The 16,186-nt window shown below is 69.3% G+C and carries 16 protein-coding genes and 1 pseudogene; 8 read left to right on the plus strand and 9 right to left on the minus strand.

Annotated elements, in window-relative coordinates; translation table 11 throughout:
* The first annotated feature begins 47 nt into the window (after positions 1-47).
* From J2S75_RS07740 to J2S75_RS07750, 3 genes are all read left to right on the plus strand, one after another.
* A complete protein-coding gene (locus J2S75_RS07740; protein ID WP_307019250.1) occupies positions 48-461 on the plus strand; it encodes a thioredoxin fold domain-containing protein in 414 nt (137 codons plus the stop codon).
* A 53-nt stretch (positions 462-514) separates the two neighbouring features.
* Positions 515-880: an ArsR/SmtB family transcription factor gene (locus J2S75_RS07745; RefSeq protein ID WP_307019251.1), complete on the plus strand. Its 366-nt coding sequence runs from the start codon at positions 515-517 to the stop codon at positions 878-880.
* 68 nt (positions 881-948) lie between these two features.
* A complete protein-coding gene (locus tag J2S75_RS07750) occupies positions 949-2,067 on the plus strand; it encodes a YeeE/YedE family protein (protein ID WP_307019252.1) in 1,119 nt (372 codons plus the stop codon).
* Between the two features lie 227 nt (positions 2,068-2,294).
* Here the strand turns inward: J2S75_RS07750 and J2S75_RS07755 are convergent, their stop codons facing one another.
* Positions 2,295-2,705 (minus strand): ArsR/SmtB family transcription factor, encoded by a 411-nt coding sequence (locus tag J2S75_RS07755; RefSeq protein WP_307019253.1) that lies wholly within the window; start codon positions 2,703-2,705, stop codon positions 2,295-2,297.
* Between the two features lie 18 nt (positions 2,706-2,723).
* Entirely contained in the window at positions 2,724-3,377 is a 654-nt protein-coding gene (locus tag J2S75_RS07760; protein ID WP_307019255.1) for a peroxiredoxin, read from the minus strand.
* Between the two features lie 99 nt (positions 3,378-3,476).
* Between J2S75_RS07760 and J2S75_RS07765 the strand changes: the two genes are divergently transcribed.
* The 3 genes from J2S75_RS07765 to J2S75_RS07775 all read left to right on the plus strand — a co-directional run bounded on the left by J2S75_RS07765 (position 3,477) and on the right by J2S75_RS07775 (position 6,953).
* Positions 3,477-4,412, plus strand: a complete 936-nt coding sequence (locus J2S75_RS07765) for an MBL fold metallo-hydrolase (protein ID WP_307019256.1) — start codon at positions 3,477-3,479, stop codon at positions 4,410-4,412.
* A 70-nt stretch (positions 4,413-4,482) separates the two neighbouring features.
* The gene (locus J2S75_RS07770; protein WP_307019257.1) at positions 4,483-6,168 is read left to right on the plus strand and encodes a bifunctional protein tyrosine phosphatase family protein/NAD(P)/FAD-dependent oxidoreductase; all 1,686 of its coding nucleotides are present in this window, start codon (positions 4,483-4,485) and stop codon (positions 6,166-6,168) included.
* Entirely contained in the window at positions 6,165-6,953 is a 789-nt protein-coding gene (locus tag J2S75_RS07775; RefSeq protein ID WP_307019630.1) for a sulfite exporter TauE/SafE family protein, read from the plus strand. Before J2S75_RS07770 ends, J2S75_RS07775 begins: the two co-directional genes overlap by 4 nt.
* Positions 6,954-6,957: 4 nt before the next feature.
* On the opposite strand, the gene J2S75_RS07780 is transcribed toward J2S75_RS07775, so the two are convergent.
* Genes J2S75_RS07780 through dsbD form a run of 3 tightly spaced genes read right to left on the minus strand, consistent with a single transcriptional unit; the run spans position 6,958 to position 10,098 of the window.
* On the minus strand, positions 6,958-7,635 hold the full coding sequence (locus J2S75_RS07780; RefSeq protein WP_307019258.1) for a L,D-transpeptidase: 678 nt from the start codon (positions 7,633-7,635) through the stop codon (positions 6,958-6,960).
* Positions 7,636-7,639: 4 nt separating this feature from the next.
* The gene (locus tag J2S75_RS07785) at positions 7,640-8,260 is read right to left on the minus strand and encodes a DsbA family protein (RefSeq protein ID WP_307019259.1); all 621 of its coding nucleotides are present in this window, start codon (positions 8,258-8,260) and stop codon (positions 7,640-7,642) included.
* Between the two features lie 41 nt (positions 8,261-8,301).
* Positions 8,302-10,098 (minus strand): protein-disulfide reductase DsbD, encoded by a 1,797-nt coding sequence (dsbD, locus tag J2S75_RS07790; protein WP_307019631.1) that lies wholly within the window; start codon positions 10,096-10,098, stop codon positions 8,302-8,304.
* 159 nt (positions 10,099-10,257) lie between these two features.
* On the opposite strand from dsbD, the gene J2S75_RS07795 reads away from it, so the two are divergent.
* Positions 10,258-10,920: a response regulator gene (locus tag J2S75_RS07795; protein ID WP_307019632.1), complete on the plus strand. Its 663-nt coding sequence runs from the start codon at positions 10,258-10,260 to the stop codon at positions 10,918-10,920.
* Positions 10,917-12,251 (plus strand): ATP-binding protein, encoded by a 1,335-nt coding sequence (locus J2S75_RS07800; protein ID WP_307019261.1) that lies wholly within the window; start codon positions 10,917-10,919, stop codon positions 12,249-12,251. The genes J2S75_RS07795 and J2S75_RS07800 overlap by 4 nt, the downstream gene beginning before the upstream one ends.
* Before the next feature lie 110 nt (positions 12,252-12,361).
* Here J2S75_RS07800 and J2S75_RS07805 read toward each other — a convergent pair.
* From J2S75_RS07805 to J2S75_RS07820, 4 genes and pseudogenes are all read right to left on the minus strand, one after another.
* Positions 12,362-12,611, minus strand: a pseudogene (locus J2S75_RS07805) (integrase core domain-containing protein); the annotation flags it as partial.
* 85 nt (positions 12,612-12,696) lie between these two features.
* On the minus strand, positions 12,697-14,286 hold the full coding sequence (locus J2S75_RS07810; RefSeq protein WP_307019262.1) for a gamma-glutamyltransferase family protein: 1,590 nt from the start codon (positions 14,284-14,286) through the stop codon (positions 12,697-12,699).
* Positions 14,287-14,298: 12 nt separating this feature from the next.
* On the minus strand, positions 14,299-15,624 hold the full coding sequence (locus tag J2S75_RS07815; RefSeq protein WP_307019263.1) for a TRAP transporter large permease: 1,326 nt from the start codon (positions 15,622-15,624) through the stop codon (positions 14,299-14,301).
* Positions 15,614-16,186, minus strand: a complete 573-nt coding sequence (locus J2S75_RS07820; protein ID WP_307019264.1) for a TRAP transporter small permease subunit — start codon at positions 16,184-16,186, stop codon at positions 15,614-15,616. The genes J2S75_RS07815 and J2S75_RS07820 overlap by 11 nt, the downstream gene beginning before the upstream one ends.

The raw sequence follows: 16,186 nt of genomic DNA on the forward strand, positions 1-16,186 counted from the left end.
AATGCGTTTATATAACGAAGGCGAGGCAACGTCACCCGGCGGAGATCATGCAGACACGGTTTCACGGCAAGATGAGCGAACGGCGCCGCGCGGCTCTGGCCCGCATCGCCCTTGGCATCGCGGCCGGCATGGTGGCGTGCGGCGCGCTGGCGGATGCAGCGTCGGCGGCCGAACTTCTGGTGTTCGAACAGGCGGGCTGCGTCTGGTGCCAGCGTTTCGAGCGCGAGATCGCGCCCATCTATCCCCGCACCGAGGAAGGCCGCCTCGCGCCGCTGCGCCGGGTTGCGCTCGGCGATGAGGACGCGGCACTCGCCGATCTTGCCGCCCCCGTGCGTTTCGCCCCGACCTTCGTGCTTGTGGAGGATGGGCGCGAGATCGCACGCATTCCCGGCTATGCCGGGGAGGAGGCCTTTTGGGGGCTGCTCGCGGCGATGACCAAGAAACTGCCCCAGACACCGTGACGCTGTTGCGCCGGGTGAGAGTCCGTTAAGCTGGAGTTGAAAGCGACGTGGTGATGACCGGAATTGTCTCGAAACGCATAGAGGACGAGCTGCGCGACGGCCCGGAGGTCTCGCCCGAGCTTGACCGCCTGATGCGCAATGCGCGCGAGGCCAGCGACTTTCTCAAGGCCGTCTCGCATGAGAACCGGCTGCTGCTTCTGTGCCTGCTGGCGGAGCGCGAGCGCTCCGTCACCGAGCTCGAAAACATCCTGTCGCTGCGCCAGCCGACCGTGTCGCAGCAACTGGCCCGATTGCGGCTCGACGACCTTGTCACCACGCGCCGCGACGGCAAGACGGTCTATTACAGCCTCGCCGACGAAGACGTGCGGCGGCTGATAGGGGTGATCTACGAGATTTTCTGCAGCGCCAAGGAAGACTGAGCCACATAAGCGCCGGCCGGACGGGCACCAATGCCCGCGGGAGCCATGGTACGGGAGGACCGGGCGCAATGGATGATCTCAATGCGTGGTGGGCCGCCCTGGCTGGCCTTGCCATCGGCGCGGCCGTGGGTTTCACCACCCGCCGCGCCCGCCTGTGCAGCTTCGGTGCCCTTGAGGACGCGCTGGTCGGTTCCGACACGCGCCGTCTGCGTGTCTTCGGCCTCGCCCTCGGCATCGCCCTCGCGGGAACGCAGTTCCTCGTCCTCACCGGGCTGCTCGATCCGCAGGCGACCTCCTATGTCCCCGGAGCCCTGCCCTGGATCGGCATCGGGCTGGGCGGGGTGATGTTCGGCCTCGGCATGGCGCTGGTCGGCACCTGCGCCTTCGGCAGCTGTGTCCGGCTCGGCTCGGGGGATCTGCGCAGCCTGGTCGTGCTCCTCGTCTTCGGGGTGACCGCCTACGCCATGCTGCGCGGTACGCTGGCGACCTACCGGATCGGCTTCGGCGAGGCCTGGGCGCTGGTCTTTCCACGCTCCGGCCAGGCGGACCTGCCGGGCCTGGTCGACCCCTTGCTCGGCCTGTCCAGCCGCGCGGCTCTGGCGACTGCTTGCGCGGCCATCCTCATCGCCCTTGCCGTGACCGATGCGCGCCTGCGCAAGGCCCGCCGCCTGCTCGTCGCGGGGGTCGTGCTCGGCGCTGGCGTCGTGTGCGGGTGGCTGGCGACGCAATATCTGGTCGACGAGTTCCTGCAGGCGGCACGGCCACAGAGTCTGACCTTCGTCTCTCCGGTGGCGATCACCCTGCACGGGATGCTGCTCGACGGCGCGACGCTGCTGAATTTCGGCACCGGCTCGATCACCGGCGTGATCCTCGGCGCCTTCGCCGCCGCGCAGGCGAGCGACGAGTTCCGCTGGGAAGCCTTCGACGATGCGCGCGAGATGAAACGCCATCTGCTGGGCGCGGTGCTGATGGGCGCCGGCGGCGTGCTGTGCGGCGGCTGTACCATCGGCCAGGGGATCACCGCCGGCTCGCTGATGGCGCTGTCCTGGCCGCTCGCGGTCGGCGGCATGATCCTCGGTGCCCGGCTCGGCATCGCGTTTCTGGTCGAGGGGCGGGCCCTGTTCTTCCTGCCAAACCGGACCGCCGCCCGCCCGCGTTTGGCGGGAGGGCGGCGCTCGCGCTCCTGAGCGTGCGCCCGCGTCACCTCTGTTGCCTGTCCGGCGAAGGGCCCGATCCGCTCCAGCAGCGCCGTCATCAGCAGAAAGGCACCCATGCCGAAACCAGCGGCAAGTCGATCGCCGGCAGGGACGAAAGAGCCGAGGCCTAGGGCGCTCATGCGGGGCGGGCTCCGGGCTCGACCGGGTCGAGCGCGGCAGGTGCCGGGCTCCGCTTAAGCGCAGCTTAAGCCGGGCTTTTAGGCCGCCGGCCCGCCGGGGCGCACGATGCGGGCGAACTGCGCGGCGCTGCGGTTGCGCGGGCGCGGCGGTGCCGGCGCTTCCGCTACCGGCAGCGAAGGCGCCGGAGGAAGGGGCGCGGTGCCTTCGCCGAACTGCGCCTCGATGCTGCGCACGCACTGCGCCACGCCGGCATCTGCCAGCCGGTAGAACACCTGTTTGGCGGCCCGCCGTGTGGCGACGAGCCCGGCCCGCCGCAATTCGCCGAGCTGCTGGCTCAGCGCCGGCTGGCCGATGGTGGTGGCGGAATCGATCTCGCTCACCGTCATCTCGCCGGCCTGGAGATGGGAAAGGATCATCAACCGTTGCGGCTGGGCGTAGCTGCGGAGCTTCTCGACCGCCCTGTCGGCTTCCTCGCGGGTCAGCGGCATGGTTTCAGCGCCATGGTGTCACCCGCGATCGATGGTGCGGCAGAACCAGGCAGGGTCTCCGTCCGCGAGCGCCGTCTCGTCGGTGAGCGGGCGGAGCACCGGGTCGCCGGGCTCCCAGCCCTCCGGCGTCACCGCGTCCCCCGCCTCGGCGCGCTGCAGCGCGGCGGCGAGGCGCAGCATCTCCCGTGCCGAGCGGCCGACCGACATCGGGTACCAGTTGATGGCGCGGACGATGCCTTCCGGGTCGATGAAATAGCTTGCGCGCACGGTGGACGAGTCCTGCGCCGTCTCGTCCAGCATGCCATAGGCGCGGGAGATGACGAGCGAGGTATCTTCCACCACGGGGAACGGCACCTCCACATTGAATGCGCCACGGATCGCCCGCAGCCAGCCGAGATGCGAAAACAGGCTGTCCACTGAAAGCCCCATCAGCGCGACGCCAAGCGCCTCGAAACGCGGCGCAAGCCGGGCCAGCGCGATGAATTCGCTGGTGCAGACCGGGGTGAAATCCGCCGGGTGCGAGAACAGCACCAGCCAGCGGCCGCGATAATCGCTGAGTTCAACCTGCCCCTGGGTCGAGCGGGCGCTGAACACCGGCGCGGCATCGCCGATCCGCAGCGGGCGCGGCGCGGACACGGCGATTCGGGTCTCGGAAGGAAGTTCCCCTGTCATGCCCTCTGATTGCCCTTAGCGAGAAAGTGACGCAATACGGATTTACAATTACACACATTATGTAAATATGAAATCAATGAAACCGTCGGAGGGACGCCCATGCCCACTGCCATCGCCGATCCGCATCTCGACCAGGCCGCCGCCCAGATCCGAGCCGCCCGGGCAAACGCAAACCGCCTCGCTGTCGAGGCCTTCTTCGACGAGCCGACCAACACGGCGAGCTATGTGATTCATGACCCCGAAACCGGGCGGGCGGGCATCGTCGACAGCGTGCTGGATTTCGACGCCGCTTCCGGGCGCACCTCCACCGCTTCGGCGGACGCCATGATCGCCTTCGTGAAGGCGCACGGCCTCACGGTCGACTGGCTGCTGGAGAGCCACGCCCATGCCGACCACCTCTCGGCCGCGCCCTATATCCAGCGCGAGCTCGGCGGCAAGCTGGCCATCGGCCGCGAGATCATCACCGTCCAGAACGTGTTCGGGAAGATCTTCAATTTCGGCACCGAATTCGCCCGCGACGGCTCCGAATTCGACCGACTGTTCGAGGATGGCGACACCTTCGCCATCGGCTCCATCCCCGCCATGGCGCTGCACGTTCCCGGCCACACCCCCGCCGACATGGCCTATGTGATCGGCGACGTGGTGTTCACCGGCGATACGCTGTTCATGCCGGATTTCGGCACGGCCCGCGCCGACTTTCCCGGCGGCAATGCCCGCCAGCTCTTCCACTCGATCCGCCGCCTGCTGGCGCTGCCGGACGAGACGCGGCTGTTCCTGTGCCACGACTACAAGGCACCGGGCCGCGACACTTATGCATGGGAGACCACGGTCGGCGCCGAGCGTGCCGGCAACATCCACGCGCGCGACGGCGTCGACGAGGACGCCTTCGTCGATATGCGCACCAAGCGCGACGCGACCCTCGCCATGCCGAAGCTCATCCTGCCCTCGGTGCAGGTGAACATGCGCGCCGGCCACCTGCCCGAGCCGGAAGAGAATGGCCGGCGCTACCTGAAACTGCCGCTCGACACGCTCTGAAACGGCGACCGGCCGGTGCGCCAACGCCGGCCGCCAGCCGCATCGCTCTCAACAAGATCGAGGAAACCCCATGACGCCGAAACAGATCGTGCCGGAATTTCACGTGTGCGGCCCGCTCGACGACGCCTCTCTCGCGCAGGCCGCAGCCGCCGGCTACCGCGCGATCATCTGCACCCGCCCCGATGGCGAGGAGCCGGGGCAGTTGCCGGCCGGCGAGGTCGCCACTTTGGCCGCGGCGCTCGGCATGGCCTTCGTCCACATCCCGGTGGCGCCGGGTACCTATGCCGATGCCGATGTGGCGGCGATGCGTACCATGCTCGACCGGCTGCCCGGCCCGGTGCTGGGCTATTGCCGCACCGGCACAAGGGCCGCCACGCTGTGGGCGCTTGCCGAGGCGGGCCGGCGGAACCCGGACGAGATCCTGGCGCTGACCGCTGCCGCCGGCATCGACGTTTCCGGACAGCGCGCCCGGCTCGCCGCGCGCGCTGACGCGCCGCGCCCCGGTGCACCCCGGACCTATGACGTGGTCATTGTCGGCGGCGGCGCGGCCGGCATCGCCACTGCCTCCAGCCTGTTGAAGCGCCGGCCCTCGCTCGACATCGCCATCGTCGAGCCGGCCGAGTGCCATTACTACCAGCCGGGCTGGACCATGGTCGGAGCCGGCGTCTTCAAGCCGGACACCACGCGGGTCCCCATGGCGGCGGTGATGCCCGATTCCGTCACGTGGATCCGCCAGGCGGCCGCCGGCTTCCTGCCCGAGGCGAAAGAGGTGGCGCTCGCGGACGGTTCGTCCATGCGCTACCGCGTGCTGGTCGCCGCCCCGGGCCTAAGGCTGGCCTGGGAGGCCATTCCCGGCCTTGCTGCGGCGCTCGGGCGCAACGGCGTCACCTCGAATTACCGCTTCGACCTCGCCCCCTACACCTTTCGCCTCGCCAGCACGGTGAAGGCGGGCCGGGCGCTGTTCACCCAGCCGGCCATGCCGATCAAATGCGCCGGCGCGCCGCAGAAGGCGATGTACCTGTCCTGCGACATCTGGCGGGATGCCGGCGTGCTGCCGCGCATGGAGGTGGAATTCCATAATGCCGGCGGCGTGCTGTTCGGCGTGCCGGCCTATGTGCCGGCGCTGATGGAGTATGTCGAGCGCTACGGCATCGACCTCAATTTCGGCTCGACCCTCGTCGGCGTCGACGGCGAGGCGCAGGTTGCGACCTTCGAGCGCCGGCATAGCGACGGCGCCACCGAGCGTGTCGAGCGGCCTTTCGACATGCTGCACGCCGTGCCGCCGCAGAAGCCGCTCGACGTCATCGCCGCGAGCCCGTTGGCGGGAGCGGGCGGCTGGATCGAGGTCGACCCGGCGACGCTGCGTCATGTGCGCCATCCGGACGTTTTCGCGCTCGGCGACGCCACCAACACGCCCAACGCCAAGACCGCCGCCGCCGCCCGCAAGCAGGCGCCCGTCGTGGCGGTCAACGTGCTCGCGGCGCTGGAGGGGAAGGCGCCGGCCGCCCAGTATGACGGCTACGGCTCCTGTCCGCTCACCGTGGAGCGCGGCAGGATCGTGCTGGCCGAATTCGGCTATGGCGGCGCGCTGCTTCCCACCTTCCCGCGCTGGATTCTCGACGGCACCCGCCCAACCCGGCTCGCCTGGTTCCTCAAGGACCGCATGCTGCCGCCGATCTACTGGCACGCCATGCTGAAGGGCCGGGAATGGCTGTGCCAGCCCCAGCCGGTCGTCGCGTCGAAAGAGGCCGCCTGATGCTGGAGCCGCTGCAATACGGGCTCGGTGTCGGTGCCGGCATTCTCGTCGGCTTCACCCTCGGGCTGGTGGGGGGCGGCGGCTCCATCCTCGCCGTGCCGCTGATGGTCTATCTCGTGGGGGTGCGCAACCCGCACATCGCCATCGGCACCAGCGCCTTCGCCGTCGCCATCAACGCGGCGGCCGGCCTGCTCAGCCATGCGCGGGCGGGTACGGTGAAATGGCGCTGCGGCGGCATGTACGCTACCGCCGGCATCATCGGCGCCTTTGCCGGGTCGAGCCTGGGCAAACTGATCGCGGGGGAGAAGCTGTTGCTTCTCTTCGCCCTGCTCATGCTGGTCGTCGGCGTGCTCATGCTGCGCGGGCGCGGCAATCCCGGCGAGCCGGGCGCCGAGTGCAACCGCGAGAAGGCGCCGAAAGTGCTGGGATTCGGCCTCGGCACCGGCGCCTTTTCCGGCTTCTTCGGCATTGGCGGCGGCTTCCTCATCGTGCCGGGGCTGATCGGCTCCACCGGCATGCCGATCCTCAATGCTGTCGGCACCTCGCTGGTGGCGGTCACCGCCTTCGGCCTCACCACGGCGTTCAACTACGCGCTGTCGGGTCTGGTGAACTGGCCGCTGGCCTTCACCTTCATCGCCGGGGGCGCGCTCGGCAGCGTCGCCGGCATGAAGCTCGCCCGGCAGCTTTCCGGGCGCACGGGACGCCTCACCACCGTATTCGCAACATTGATCTTCATGGTCGCCAGCTACATGCTGTTCAAGAGCGCCTCGGCGCTGCTGGCCTGAGCTCTCAGGAGGTGGGCAGCACCACAACCTTCGTGCCGTCCGGGATGCGCTGATACAGGTCGATCACATCCTGGTTCATCATGCGGATGCAGCCGGATGAGACCGCCTCGCCGATCGACCAGGGTTCATTGGTCCCATGGATACGGTAGAGCGTGTCCTTGCCGTCCTTGAACAGGTAGAGCGCGCGGGCGCCGAGCGGGTTGGTCTCGCCGCCCGCCATGCCGCCGGCCCATTTCCGGTATTTCTCAGGCTCGCGGGCGATCATGGTCTGCGTCGGTGTCCAGCGCGGCCAGGCGCGCTTGTAAGCGACCTCCGCCGTGCCGCTGAACTCCAGCCCCTCGCGCCCGACACCGACGCCATAGCGCAGCGCCTTGCCACTCTCCTGCACGAGATAGAGAAAGCGGTTGGCGGGATCGACCACGAGGGTTCCCGGAGCCTGACCGGTGGGATCGTCGACCAGCGCGCGGCGGTTACGGTCCTTCATCTCGTCGGCAGGCACGCCGGGTACGCGGAAGCCGCGATCGTCCAACGCGCCATAGCGCGGGGCGAACGGGGAGGCGGCGGGCGGCGATGCGGTCTCGCGTCGGCCTGTTGCGCAGGCACCGAGCGCGAGGGGAAGAAGAAGCAGTACGCCGCGCCGCGACAGGCCACTCAGCGTCGGACGATCATCTCTGCGCTGCATCAGATCACTCCGCCGCCTGACGACGACGCGCTTCGGCGAAGGCTTCCTTGAAGCCGGCATAGTCCAGCGTCGAGGTACGGAACGGGCCGATGAGATAGGTCGGCGTGCCCTGCAGGCCGATCGATTCCGCCTGGGCGAGGTTACGTTTGAGCAGGGAGGATATCTCGCCAGCATGGAGTTGGAGATCGGCATTGAGCCGGTCGATATCGACGCCCGACGCGCGGACCGCTGCCGCCATCTGCTCCTTGCTGACGCCGCGCCCGGGAATCGCCATCAGCGCGTGATGCACCTTGCCGTAGCCGCCCTGATACTTGGCCGCGAGAGCCATCTGCGCGCCATAGACCGAGGCTTCGGAGAGGATCGGCCAGTCCTTGTAAACGAGGCGGATCCGTCCGTCCTCCTTTACCGCGCGCTCCAGGTCCGGCGCGGCCTTCTTGCAGAAAGGACAGTTGTAATCGAGGAAGGCGACGACGGTGACGTCGCCCTTCGGGTTGCCGGCGGTTGGCGCGGCGGGATCGCGCAGGATGGCCTCGACATCGACGCCCTGCGCGAGGAGCGGCGCGACAGGGAGGGCCATGCCGGCGGCGAGGAGGCCGGCAAGCGTGAGGACGTGGCGGCGCTGCATGCGAGCTCCTGAGCGTTGAGAGATGAAGGGACGAAGGGGGGTCAGGCGCCGGCGGCATCCAGCCGGCGGGTGATCTCCTCGACGGTCACGGGGCCGACGATGCGGGTGCCGGGAATCTCGCGCCCCTGTGCGTCGACGAGGAACAGCACCGGCGGGCCGACCACGCGGAACCGTTCCATCAGGGTGCGGGTGGCGTCGTCGTAGTCGGTGACATCGGCCGTGACCTGCGTCAGGGGGGCCAGACGCGCGCGCAATTCGGGCGCCGCCATCACGGCCGCATTGGACCTGCAGACGGTGCACCACGCGGCGGTGAAGTCGACGAGGATGGGCCGGCTCCCGGCAGCGCCCGCCGCCGCTTCGGCAATCGCCCTGTCGAAGCCGGCAGAGGAGGCGATGGTGACGGCGGTGTCCGCTGTGGGCTGACCGGCCGTCCGAGCCGCGGCGAAGGCCAGCGGCCGCAGCGGGTCCTGCGCGCCCCCGGCGGCGCCGATGATGAGCGTCGCACCATAGAGCGCCGCCACCATGCCGCCGCTGCGGGCGAGCCGGGCGGCCGGGCCGCTCGACGCGGTGAGCCGGTCGAACCCGCCGAAGAACGCCGCCGAGCCGACCAGCAGCAGGCCGAGCAGGGCCAGCGTCGCCGGCGGCGGCAGAAGCCGCCCGGCGAGCAGGATGGCGACGCCGAGAAAGACGACGCCGAACAGCTGCTTCGCCCGCTCCAGCCAGACGCCACTGCGCGGCAGAACGCTAGGGCCGAACAGGCCGACCAGCATCAGCGGCAGACCCATGCCCAGCCCGAGCATGAACAATGTCGCGGCCCCGGTGGCGGCGTCGCCGGTGGAAGCGGCGTAGAGCATCGCGCCGGCCAGAGGCGGGGTCACGCAGGGCCCGACAATGAGCGCCGAGCCGAAGCCCAGCAGCGCCGCGCCACCGAGGGAGCCGTTACCGCCGCGCCCGGCGAGCCGGGCGGCAAGCCCGGCCGGAAGCGCAAGATCGAACAGGCCGAACATGGATAGCGCCAGCGCGGTGAAGATCGCGGCGGTCACGCCCAGCGCCAGCGGCGTCTGCAGCGCCGCCTGCAGGTTCGCCCCCGACCAGCCCGCCACCGCGCCGACCAGCCCATAGGCGCCGGCCATGGCGAGCACATAGGCGCCCGTGAGCACGAGGCTGCGCCGCCATGACAGTGCCTCGCCCGAGCGGGTGAGCATGCCGGCGAGGATCGGGATCATCGGGAAGACGCAGGGCGTGAGCGCCAGAAGCAGGCCGAAGCCGAGAAAGGCCAGCATCGTCCCGCCGAGCCCGCCCCGGAACAGCGCGGCGATGCCGTCCCCCTCGTCCACGGCACGCGCCGCAACCGCTTCGCTCGCTACCGCGGCCGGGCTCTCCCCGCTGGAGGCGTCCGCCTTGGACGAGGTCAGGCCGGGCGGCGCCGCCTCGATGGAGAGGCTTGCGAGATTGACCAGGCGCGCCTGCGGGGGAAAGCAGATGCCCTTTTCCGAGCACCCCTGATAGGTGACCCTGAGCCGGCCGGCGCGGCCGATCCCGCCGGCGCTGGCCTCCACGTCCCGGGGGAAAATCCGCACGACGCCGAAATTGGGGTCATCCTTTGCCTCGCCGGCCGGCCGCTCCAAAGGCACGGCCGCGCCGTCGAGCGTGGCCTCCAGGCTGTCGCGATAGAGATAATTGCCGGGCTCGACCTTCCAGCGCAGCAGCAGCGCGCCGTCGGGCGAGCGCGCCGCCTCAAGCGTGAAGGGCGCGCGGGCGGCCGAGGGCGCGACGAGCGCGGTGAATCCGGCGGCCTCGCTGGCGCTGGCACTCAGTGGCGAAAGACAGGCCAACACAAGCGCCAGCGACCGAACAGCCCTTGCCAGTAATTGTCCTGCCATCGCGTCACCGCTCCACATGTGTCGCGGTGCAGCGCTCTTATCTCCACCTTAAGCCAGGCTTAAGCTGAGAGCGGCTGGTGCGAAGGCGGAACGAACGGGGATGAACACGGCGTGATGCGCATTCTTCTGGTCGAGGACGATCCGGTGCTGGCGGACGGCCTTCGTGCCGGCCTCGCCCTGGCCGGGCTGACGGTGGACGCCGTGACCAGCTGCGCCGACGCGCAGGCGGCGCTCGCCGTCTCGCGCTTCGATGCTGTCGTGCTCGACCTCATGCTGCCGGACGGCTCGGGGCTGGATGTGCTGGCGGCGCTGCGCGCGCGGCAGGACGCGACGCCGGTGCTTCTCCTCACGGCCCTGGACGAGACCCCGGACCGCATTCGCGGGCTCGACGCCGGCGCCGATGATTATCTCGGCAAGCCGTTCGATCTCGACGAACTGGCGGCGCGGCTGCGCGTCCTCCTGCGGCGCGGCAGCGGGCGGGCAAGCCCGCTGCTCACCCATGGCGACCTCGCGCTCGATCCCGCCATGCTCTCCGTGACACTGAACAATTCTCCCGTGGCGGTGTCGCGGCGGGAATTCGCGGTGCTGTCCATGCTGATGGAGCGGCCGGGCGTCATCCGCTCCAAGGGCGAACTGGAAGAACGGCTCTATGGCTGGCAGGAGGAAGTGGAGAGCAACACGGTCGAGGTCTATGTGCACAATCTGCGCGCCAAGCTGGGCCGGCAGGTGATCGAGACGGTGCGCGGGCTGGGTTATCGCCTGCGGGTGCCGGCATGAGTTCGCTGCGCCGTCGGCTCTTCCTCATCCTGATGGCAGCCACCGGCCTGATCTGGCTGTGCGCCGTCGCCTGGATCAGCTTCGGCAGCCGCCACGAACTGGAGCATGTGCTCGACACCCGCCTGCAGGAGGCCGCCCGCATGGTGCACTCGCTGGTCATGACCGGCGAGCGCCGGGAGGGAGCCGAGGCACCGGCTCTTGCCGGCACGCCGTCCCCACTCTCCGGCGGCTATGAGCGCCAGCTCTCCTGCCAGATATGGTCATTCGACGGACGCCTCCTCGCCCGGTCCTCCGGCGCGCCCGACGCCGTGCTGGCCGATGAGAGCGAAGGGTTCTCGGATCGCGAGGTGGGCGGCGAGAACTGGCGCGTCTACACCATCGTCGATCCGGAAAAGGATGTTCGCGTGGCGGTCGGCGACCGGATCGGGCTGCGCGACAAGCTGGTACGCGACCTCGTCGCCGGGCTCGCCGCCCCGGCGCTGCTCGCCATGCCGCTGCTGGGCCTGCTGATCTGGTGGAGCCTCGGACGCGGCCTGCGCCCGCTGAACCGGGCGGCGGAGGAGATCGCCGCCCGGGAGGGCGAGGACATGCGGCCGGTCCCGCCCGACGGCGCGCCCTCCGAAATCCAGCCGCTGATCGCCGCCCTCAACGGGCTGTTCGCCAAGGTGCAGGCCGCGCGCACCCATGAGCGCGACGTCACCGCCTTTGCCGCGCACGAGCTGCGCACGCCGCTGGCGGGGCTCAAGACGCAGGCGCAGGTGGCGCTGGCCGCGGGCGAGACGCAGATGCGGGAGAACGCGCTGCGGCAGATCATCGCTTCGGTGGACCGCACCACTCGTCTTGTCCGGCAACTCCTCGCCCTCGCGCGCCTCGACGCCGGCGCGGCCGGCCAGGGCGCCGAGATGGAACTCGGCGCCCTCATCCGCGACATCGCCGATACCGTGCCGCACCCGCCGGGCGTGGTCACCGTGGTCGATTCCGACCTGGCCCATAGCCGGCGTCTGATCGACCGTGACACCCTCTGGCTCGTGCTGCGAAACCTTCAGGAGAACGCCGTCCAGAACATGACGGAGGGCATGATCCACTGGCGCCTCGAAGGAGCGGACCGGCTCGTGATCGAGGATGAAGGCCCCGGCATTCCCGCCGAGGAGCTCAGCCTCGTGCGCCAGCGCTTCTATCGCGGCCGCAAGGCAGCCGGTTCCGGCTCGGGCCTCGGCCTTGCCATCGCGGAGGCCGCGTTGGCGCGCATCGGCGCCCGCCTCGCGATGGCCAACCGCACGGAGCGGTCCGGCCTGCGCGCTGTCGTCGAATTCGGACCGGGCCCGAATTGAACTCGCCCAACCTTGCGGTTGATTTCGCTCGTCACGACCTCCGGCCATCGACCCGAGAAACATTCAAGAAGGTCGGTACTTGAGCTCGCTGCCGATGGTCCGATGCCCGCCCGAAGGTGGCGGTTAAAACTCTCGATGAAGCCATTCTGCATCGGCTTGCCCGGCGCGATGTATGCCACTCGCACCTCGCGGCGTCGGCCCAGCCGGGAATGGCATTGGAGGTGATCGCGCTGCCATCGTGGCTGCGCCGAACGCGGTTTCGTTCACGCTCATCTTCGGCCTTCCGCGCTCTGCCAGCAGCCGACCGCGTTCGCGAGCGACCCGCACCCCGGACAGCGACGTGTCCGCCGCCGGCGCCAGGCCGCGCGGCATCAACCTCACCCGCCTGCTCGAAGCGGACGATCCTCTGAACCAGCAGACGCCCGCTTGTTTGGCGTGCGACAGGTCAGAAACCCATCGCGGCGCCATCACTGCGCGGGTCTCCCGCGCCTTCGAGCGTGGCATCGGGGCGGCGGACGATGGCGCCGGCATGACCCATCATCGCGTCGAAGGCGGGCACCATCTCCACATCGTGCCCGGCGGCGCGCAGGGCGGCGATGAGGTCCGGCGGGAAGCGGTCCTCCAGCTTCAGCGTCACGGTCTCCGCCCCCCAGGTGCGGCCGAGCAGCCAGCGCGGCGCGGTGATCGCCGCCTGAAGTTCCTGGCCGAACAGGCCGTAGCGGGAGAACAGCGCAGCCTGCGTTTGCGGCTGTCCCTCGCCGCCCATCGTGCCATAGACCATGTGCCGACCATCCGCGAAGCTGGCCATGGCGGGGTTCAGCGTGTGGAAGGGCTTGCGGCCCGGGGCGAGCAGGCGCGGCCCGTCTCCCGTAAGGGCGAAGCTCGAGCCGCGATTCTGCCAGACGATCCCGGTCTGCGGCAGCACGATGCCGGAGCCGAACTCGAAATAGATGCTCTGGATGAAGCTGGCGGCCAGACCGTCGCGGTCGATGGCGCCGAGCCACACCGTATCGCCGGCGGAAGGCGGCGTCGGCCAGGGCAGGGCGCGTGCCGGGTCGATGCGCCGCGCGAGGCGTTCGAGCACGCCGTCGGCAAGAAAATCGCGCGGATCCTCGCTCATCATGCCGGGGTCGCCGACCACGCGGTCGCGCACGAGGAACGCCTGCTTGGTCGCCTCGATGAGCCCGTGGAGATGGGCGAACCCCTCCGCTTCCCGCACGCCGAGCCGGCTGAAAATGCCGAGGATCATCAGCGAGGCCAGGCCCTGAGTGGGCGGCGGGAAGTTGAACAGCCTTACGCCCGGCAGGTCGACCTGCAGCGGGGCGACCCGCGTGGCGTGGCATGCGGCAAGATCGTCAAGCGTTACCGGCGCGCCCGCTTCGGTCAGATCATGGGCGATGTCGCGGGCGAGCGGACCACGGTAGAAGCTCTCCGTGCCCTCGCGGCCGAGCCGCTCCAGCGTCTGCGCCAGGGCCGGCAGCGTCATCGTTGCGCCGGTGGCCGGGGCGGCGCCGTCCGTGAGGAACACGTCGGCAAAGCCCGACACGTCAGCAAGTTCCGGCAACTTGGCGGCGGTGAGCTGGCTCTGGCTGGCGGTCACGGCGAAGCCGTTGCGGGCGTGCCAGACGGCATCCTCCAACAGGCGGGCGAGCGGCAGACGTCCGCCGCGCTCGGTGCTCAGCCTCAAGGCCTCGCCCCAGCCCGCAACGGTCCCGGCCGTCGTGTTGGCGGCCAGAGGTCCACGCTGCGGGATCGCCGTCAGACCCGCTTGCGCATAGAGTTCCGGCGTCGCCGCGGCGGCGGCGCGGCTGCAGGCATCGATGCCGACCGGGGTTTCGCCCGGCGCGCCGATCAGCCAGAAGCCATCGCCGCCGATCGCCGTCATGTGCGGGTAGACGACCGCCAGCGCGGCGGCCATCGCCACTATGGCCTCGACGGCATTGCCGCCTTCGCGCAGCACGCGCAGCCCCGCCTCGCTCGCCAGATGATGCGGCGAGGTCACCATGCCCCGACGGGCACGAACCGTGTTCAGCATGTCACGCGACCTCTACCAGCCGATCGCCTTGGGCAGCCAGGTGGCCACCGCAGGGAAGGTGAAGACGAGGGCGACCGCCATCAACTGCAGGGCGATGAAGGGAAGGACGCCGCGATAGATGTCGGCCGTGCGCACCTCCGGCGGGGCGACGCCGCGCAGGTAGAACAGCGCCCAGCCGAAGGGAGGGGTAAGGAAGGAGGTTTGTAGCACGGTGGCGATCAGCGCCGCCGCCCAGACCAGATCGACACCGGCGTTCTGCATCAGCGGCAGGAACATCGGCACGACGATATAGCTGATCTCGATCCACTCGATGAAGAAGCCGAGCACGAAGATGATCAGCAGCATGAAGATCAGGATGCCGTCCGTCCCGCCGGGAACCAGCGCGAAGGCGTCATGCACCAGCCGCTCGCCGCCGAGGCCGCGGAAGGACAGCGCAAAGACCTGCGAGCAGATCAGCACGAAGAACATCATCGCGGTGATGCGCGCGGTGGACTGCACGGTGTCGACCAGCGTCTTCAGCGTGAAGCGGCCCGCAACCGATGCCACGAATATGGAGCCGAGCGCCCCCATGCTGGCGGCCTCGGTTGGGGCGGCGATGCCGCCGATGATCGAGCCGAGCACGGCCAGCACCAGCCCGATCGGCGGCAGGCCGACCTTGAGCGCCTTCAGCCACAGTTGCTTGCGCGGCATGGCACGCCGCTCTTCGAGCGGGATGGCGGGCACCTTCTCCGGCCAGATGATGCCGACGACGATCATGTAGATGCAGAAAATGCCGGTGAGCAGCAGCCCGGGCATCAGGGCGGCGGCGAACAGCGTGCCGACGGATTCGCCCAGAATGTCGGCGAGCAGGATGAGGATGGTCGAGGGGGGAATGAGCTGCCCGAGCGTGCCGGAGGCGCAGATCGCCCCGCAGGACAGGCTCTTGTCATAGCCCCGCCGCAGCAGCGTCGGCAGGGTGAGCAGGCCGAGCGTGACGATGGTGGCACCGACAATGCCGGTTGTCGCGCCCATCATCATGCCGACCAGGACGATACCGAGACCCATGCCGCCGCGAAGGCTGCCGGAAAGATGGCCGATCACTTCCATCAGCTCGTCGGCGAGGCGCGATTTCTCCAGCATCACGCCCATGAACACGAAGAGCGGGATGGCAATCAGCGTGTAATTGGCGGTGACGCCGTAGATGCGCGCCGGCAAAAGGCTGAACAGCGTCGTGCCGAATCCGAGCCAGCCGAAGAAGAAGCCGCTGATGGCAAGGGTGAGCGCCACCGGCACGCCGACGAACAGCATGACGAAGAAAGAGGCGATGCAGGCGATCGCCAGGATTTCATTATAGGGCATTGGCAGGCACCTGTTCCGACAGCGGCGCCGGCGGTATGCTGACGGGAGAAAGCAGGGCGGCGAGCGCGCGTGCCGTGGCGGCCAGGCTCTGCAGCAGCAGCAGCGCGAAACCCGCCGGAATCATCGCCTTGAGGATGAAGCGGTAAGGCAGCCCGCCGGGGTCGGGCGAGCCCTCGCTGATCCGGTAGGACTGGCCCACATAGCGCCAGGACAGAAGGATGATGATGACGGAGAGCGCCACCACCGCGAGGGCCGAGAACAGATCGATCCCCTGCTGCACGCGCACGGGAAGCCGGGCGAACAGGATGTCCACCCGCACATGGCCTTCATGCTTGATGGTGTAGGCGATGCAGAGCAGCGTGAGCGGCGACATCAGGTGCCATTCCAGCTCCTGCATGGCTACCGAGCCGGTGTTGAAGGCGTAGCGCATCAGCACATTGCCGGCCATGACGAGGACGAGCGCGAGGCCCGTCCACGCCGCGACCCAGCCGCAGGCCTCGACGATCGCGTCGAGGCCACGGGCGCATTTTTCCAGCACGCTGGTCACGGGGGTCGAACTCAT

Source organism: Ancylobacter polymorphus (assembly GCF_030813495.1).
Lineage (GTDB): Bacteria > Pseudomonadota > Alphaproteobacteria > Rhizobiales > Xanthobacteraceae > Ancylobacter > Ancylobacter polymorphus.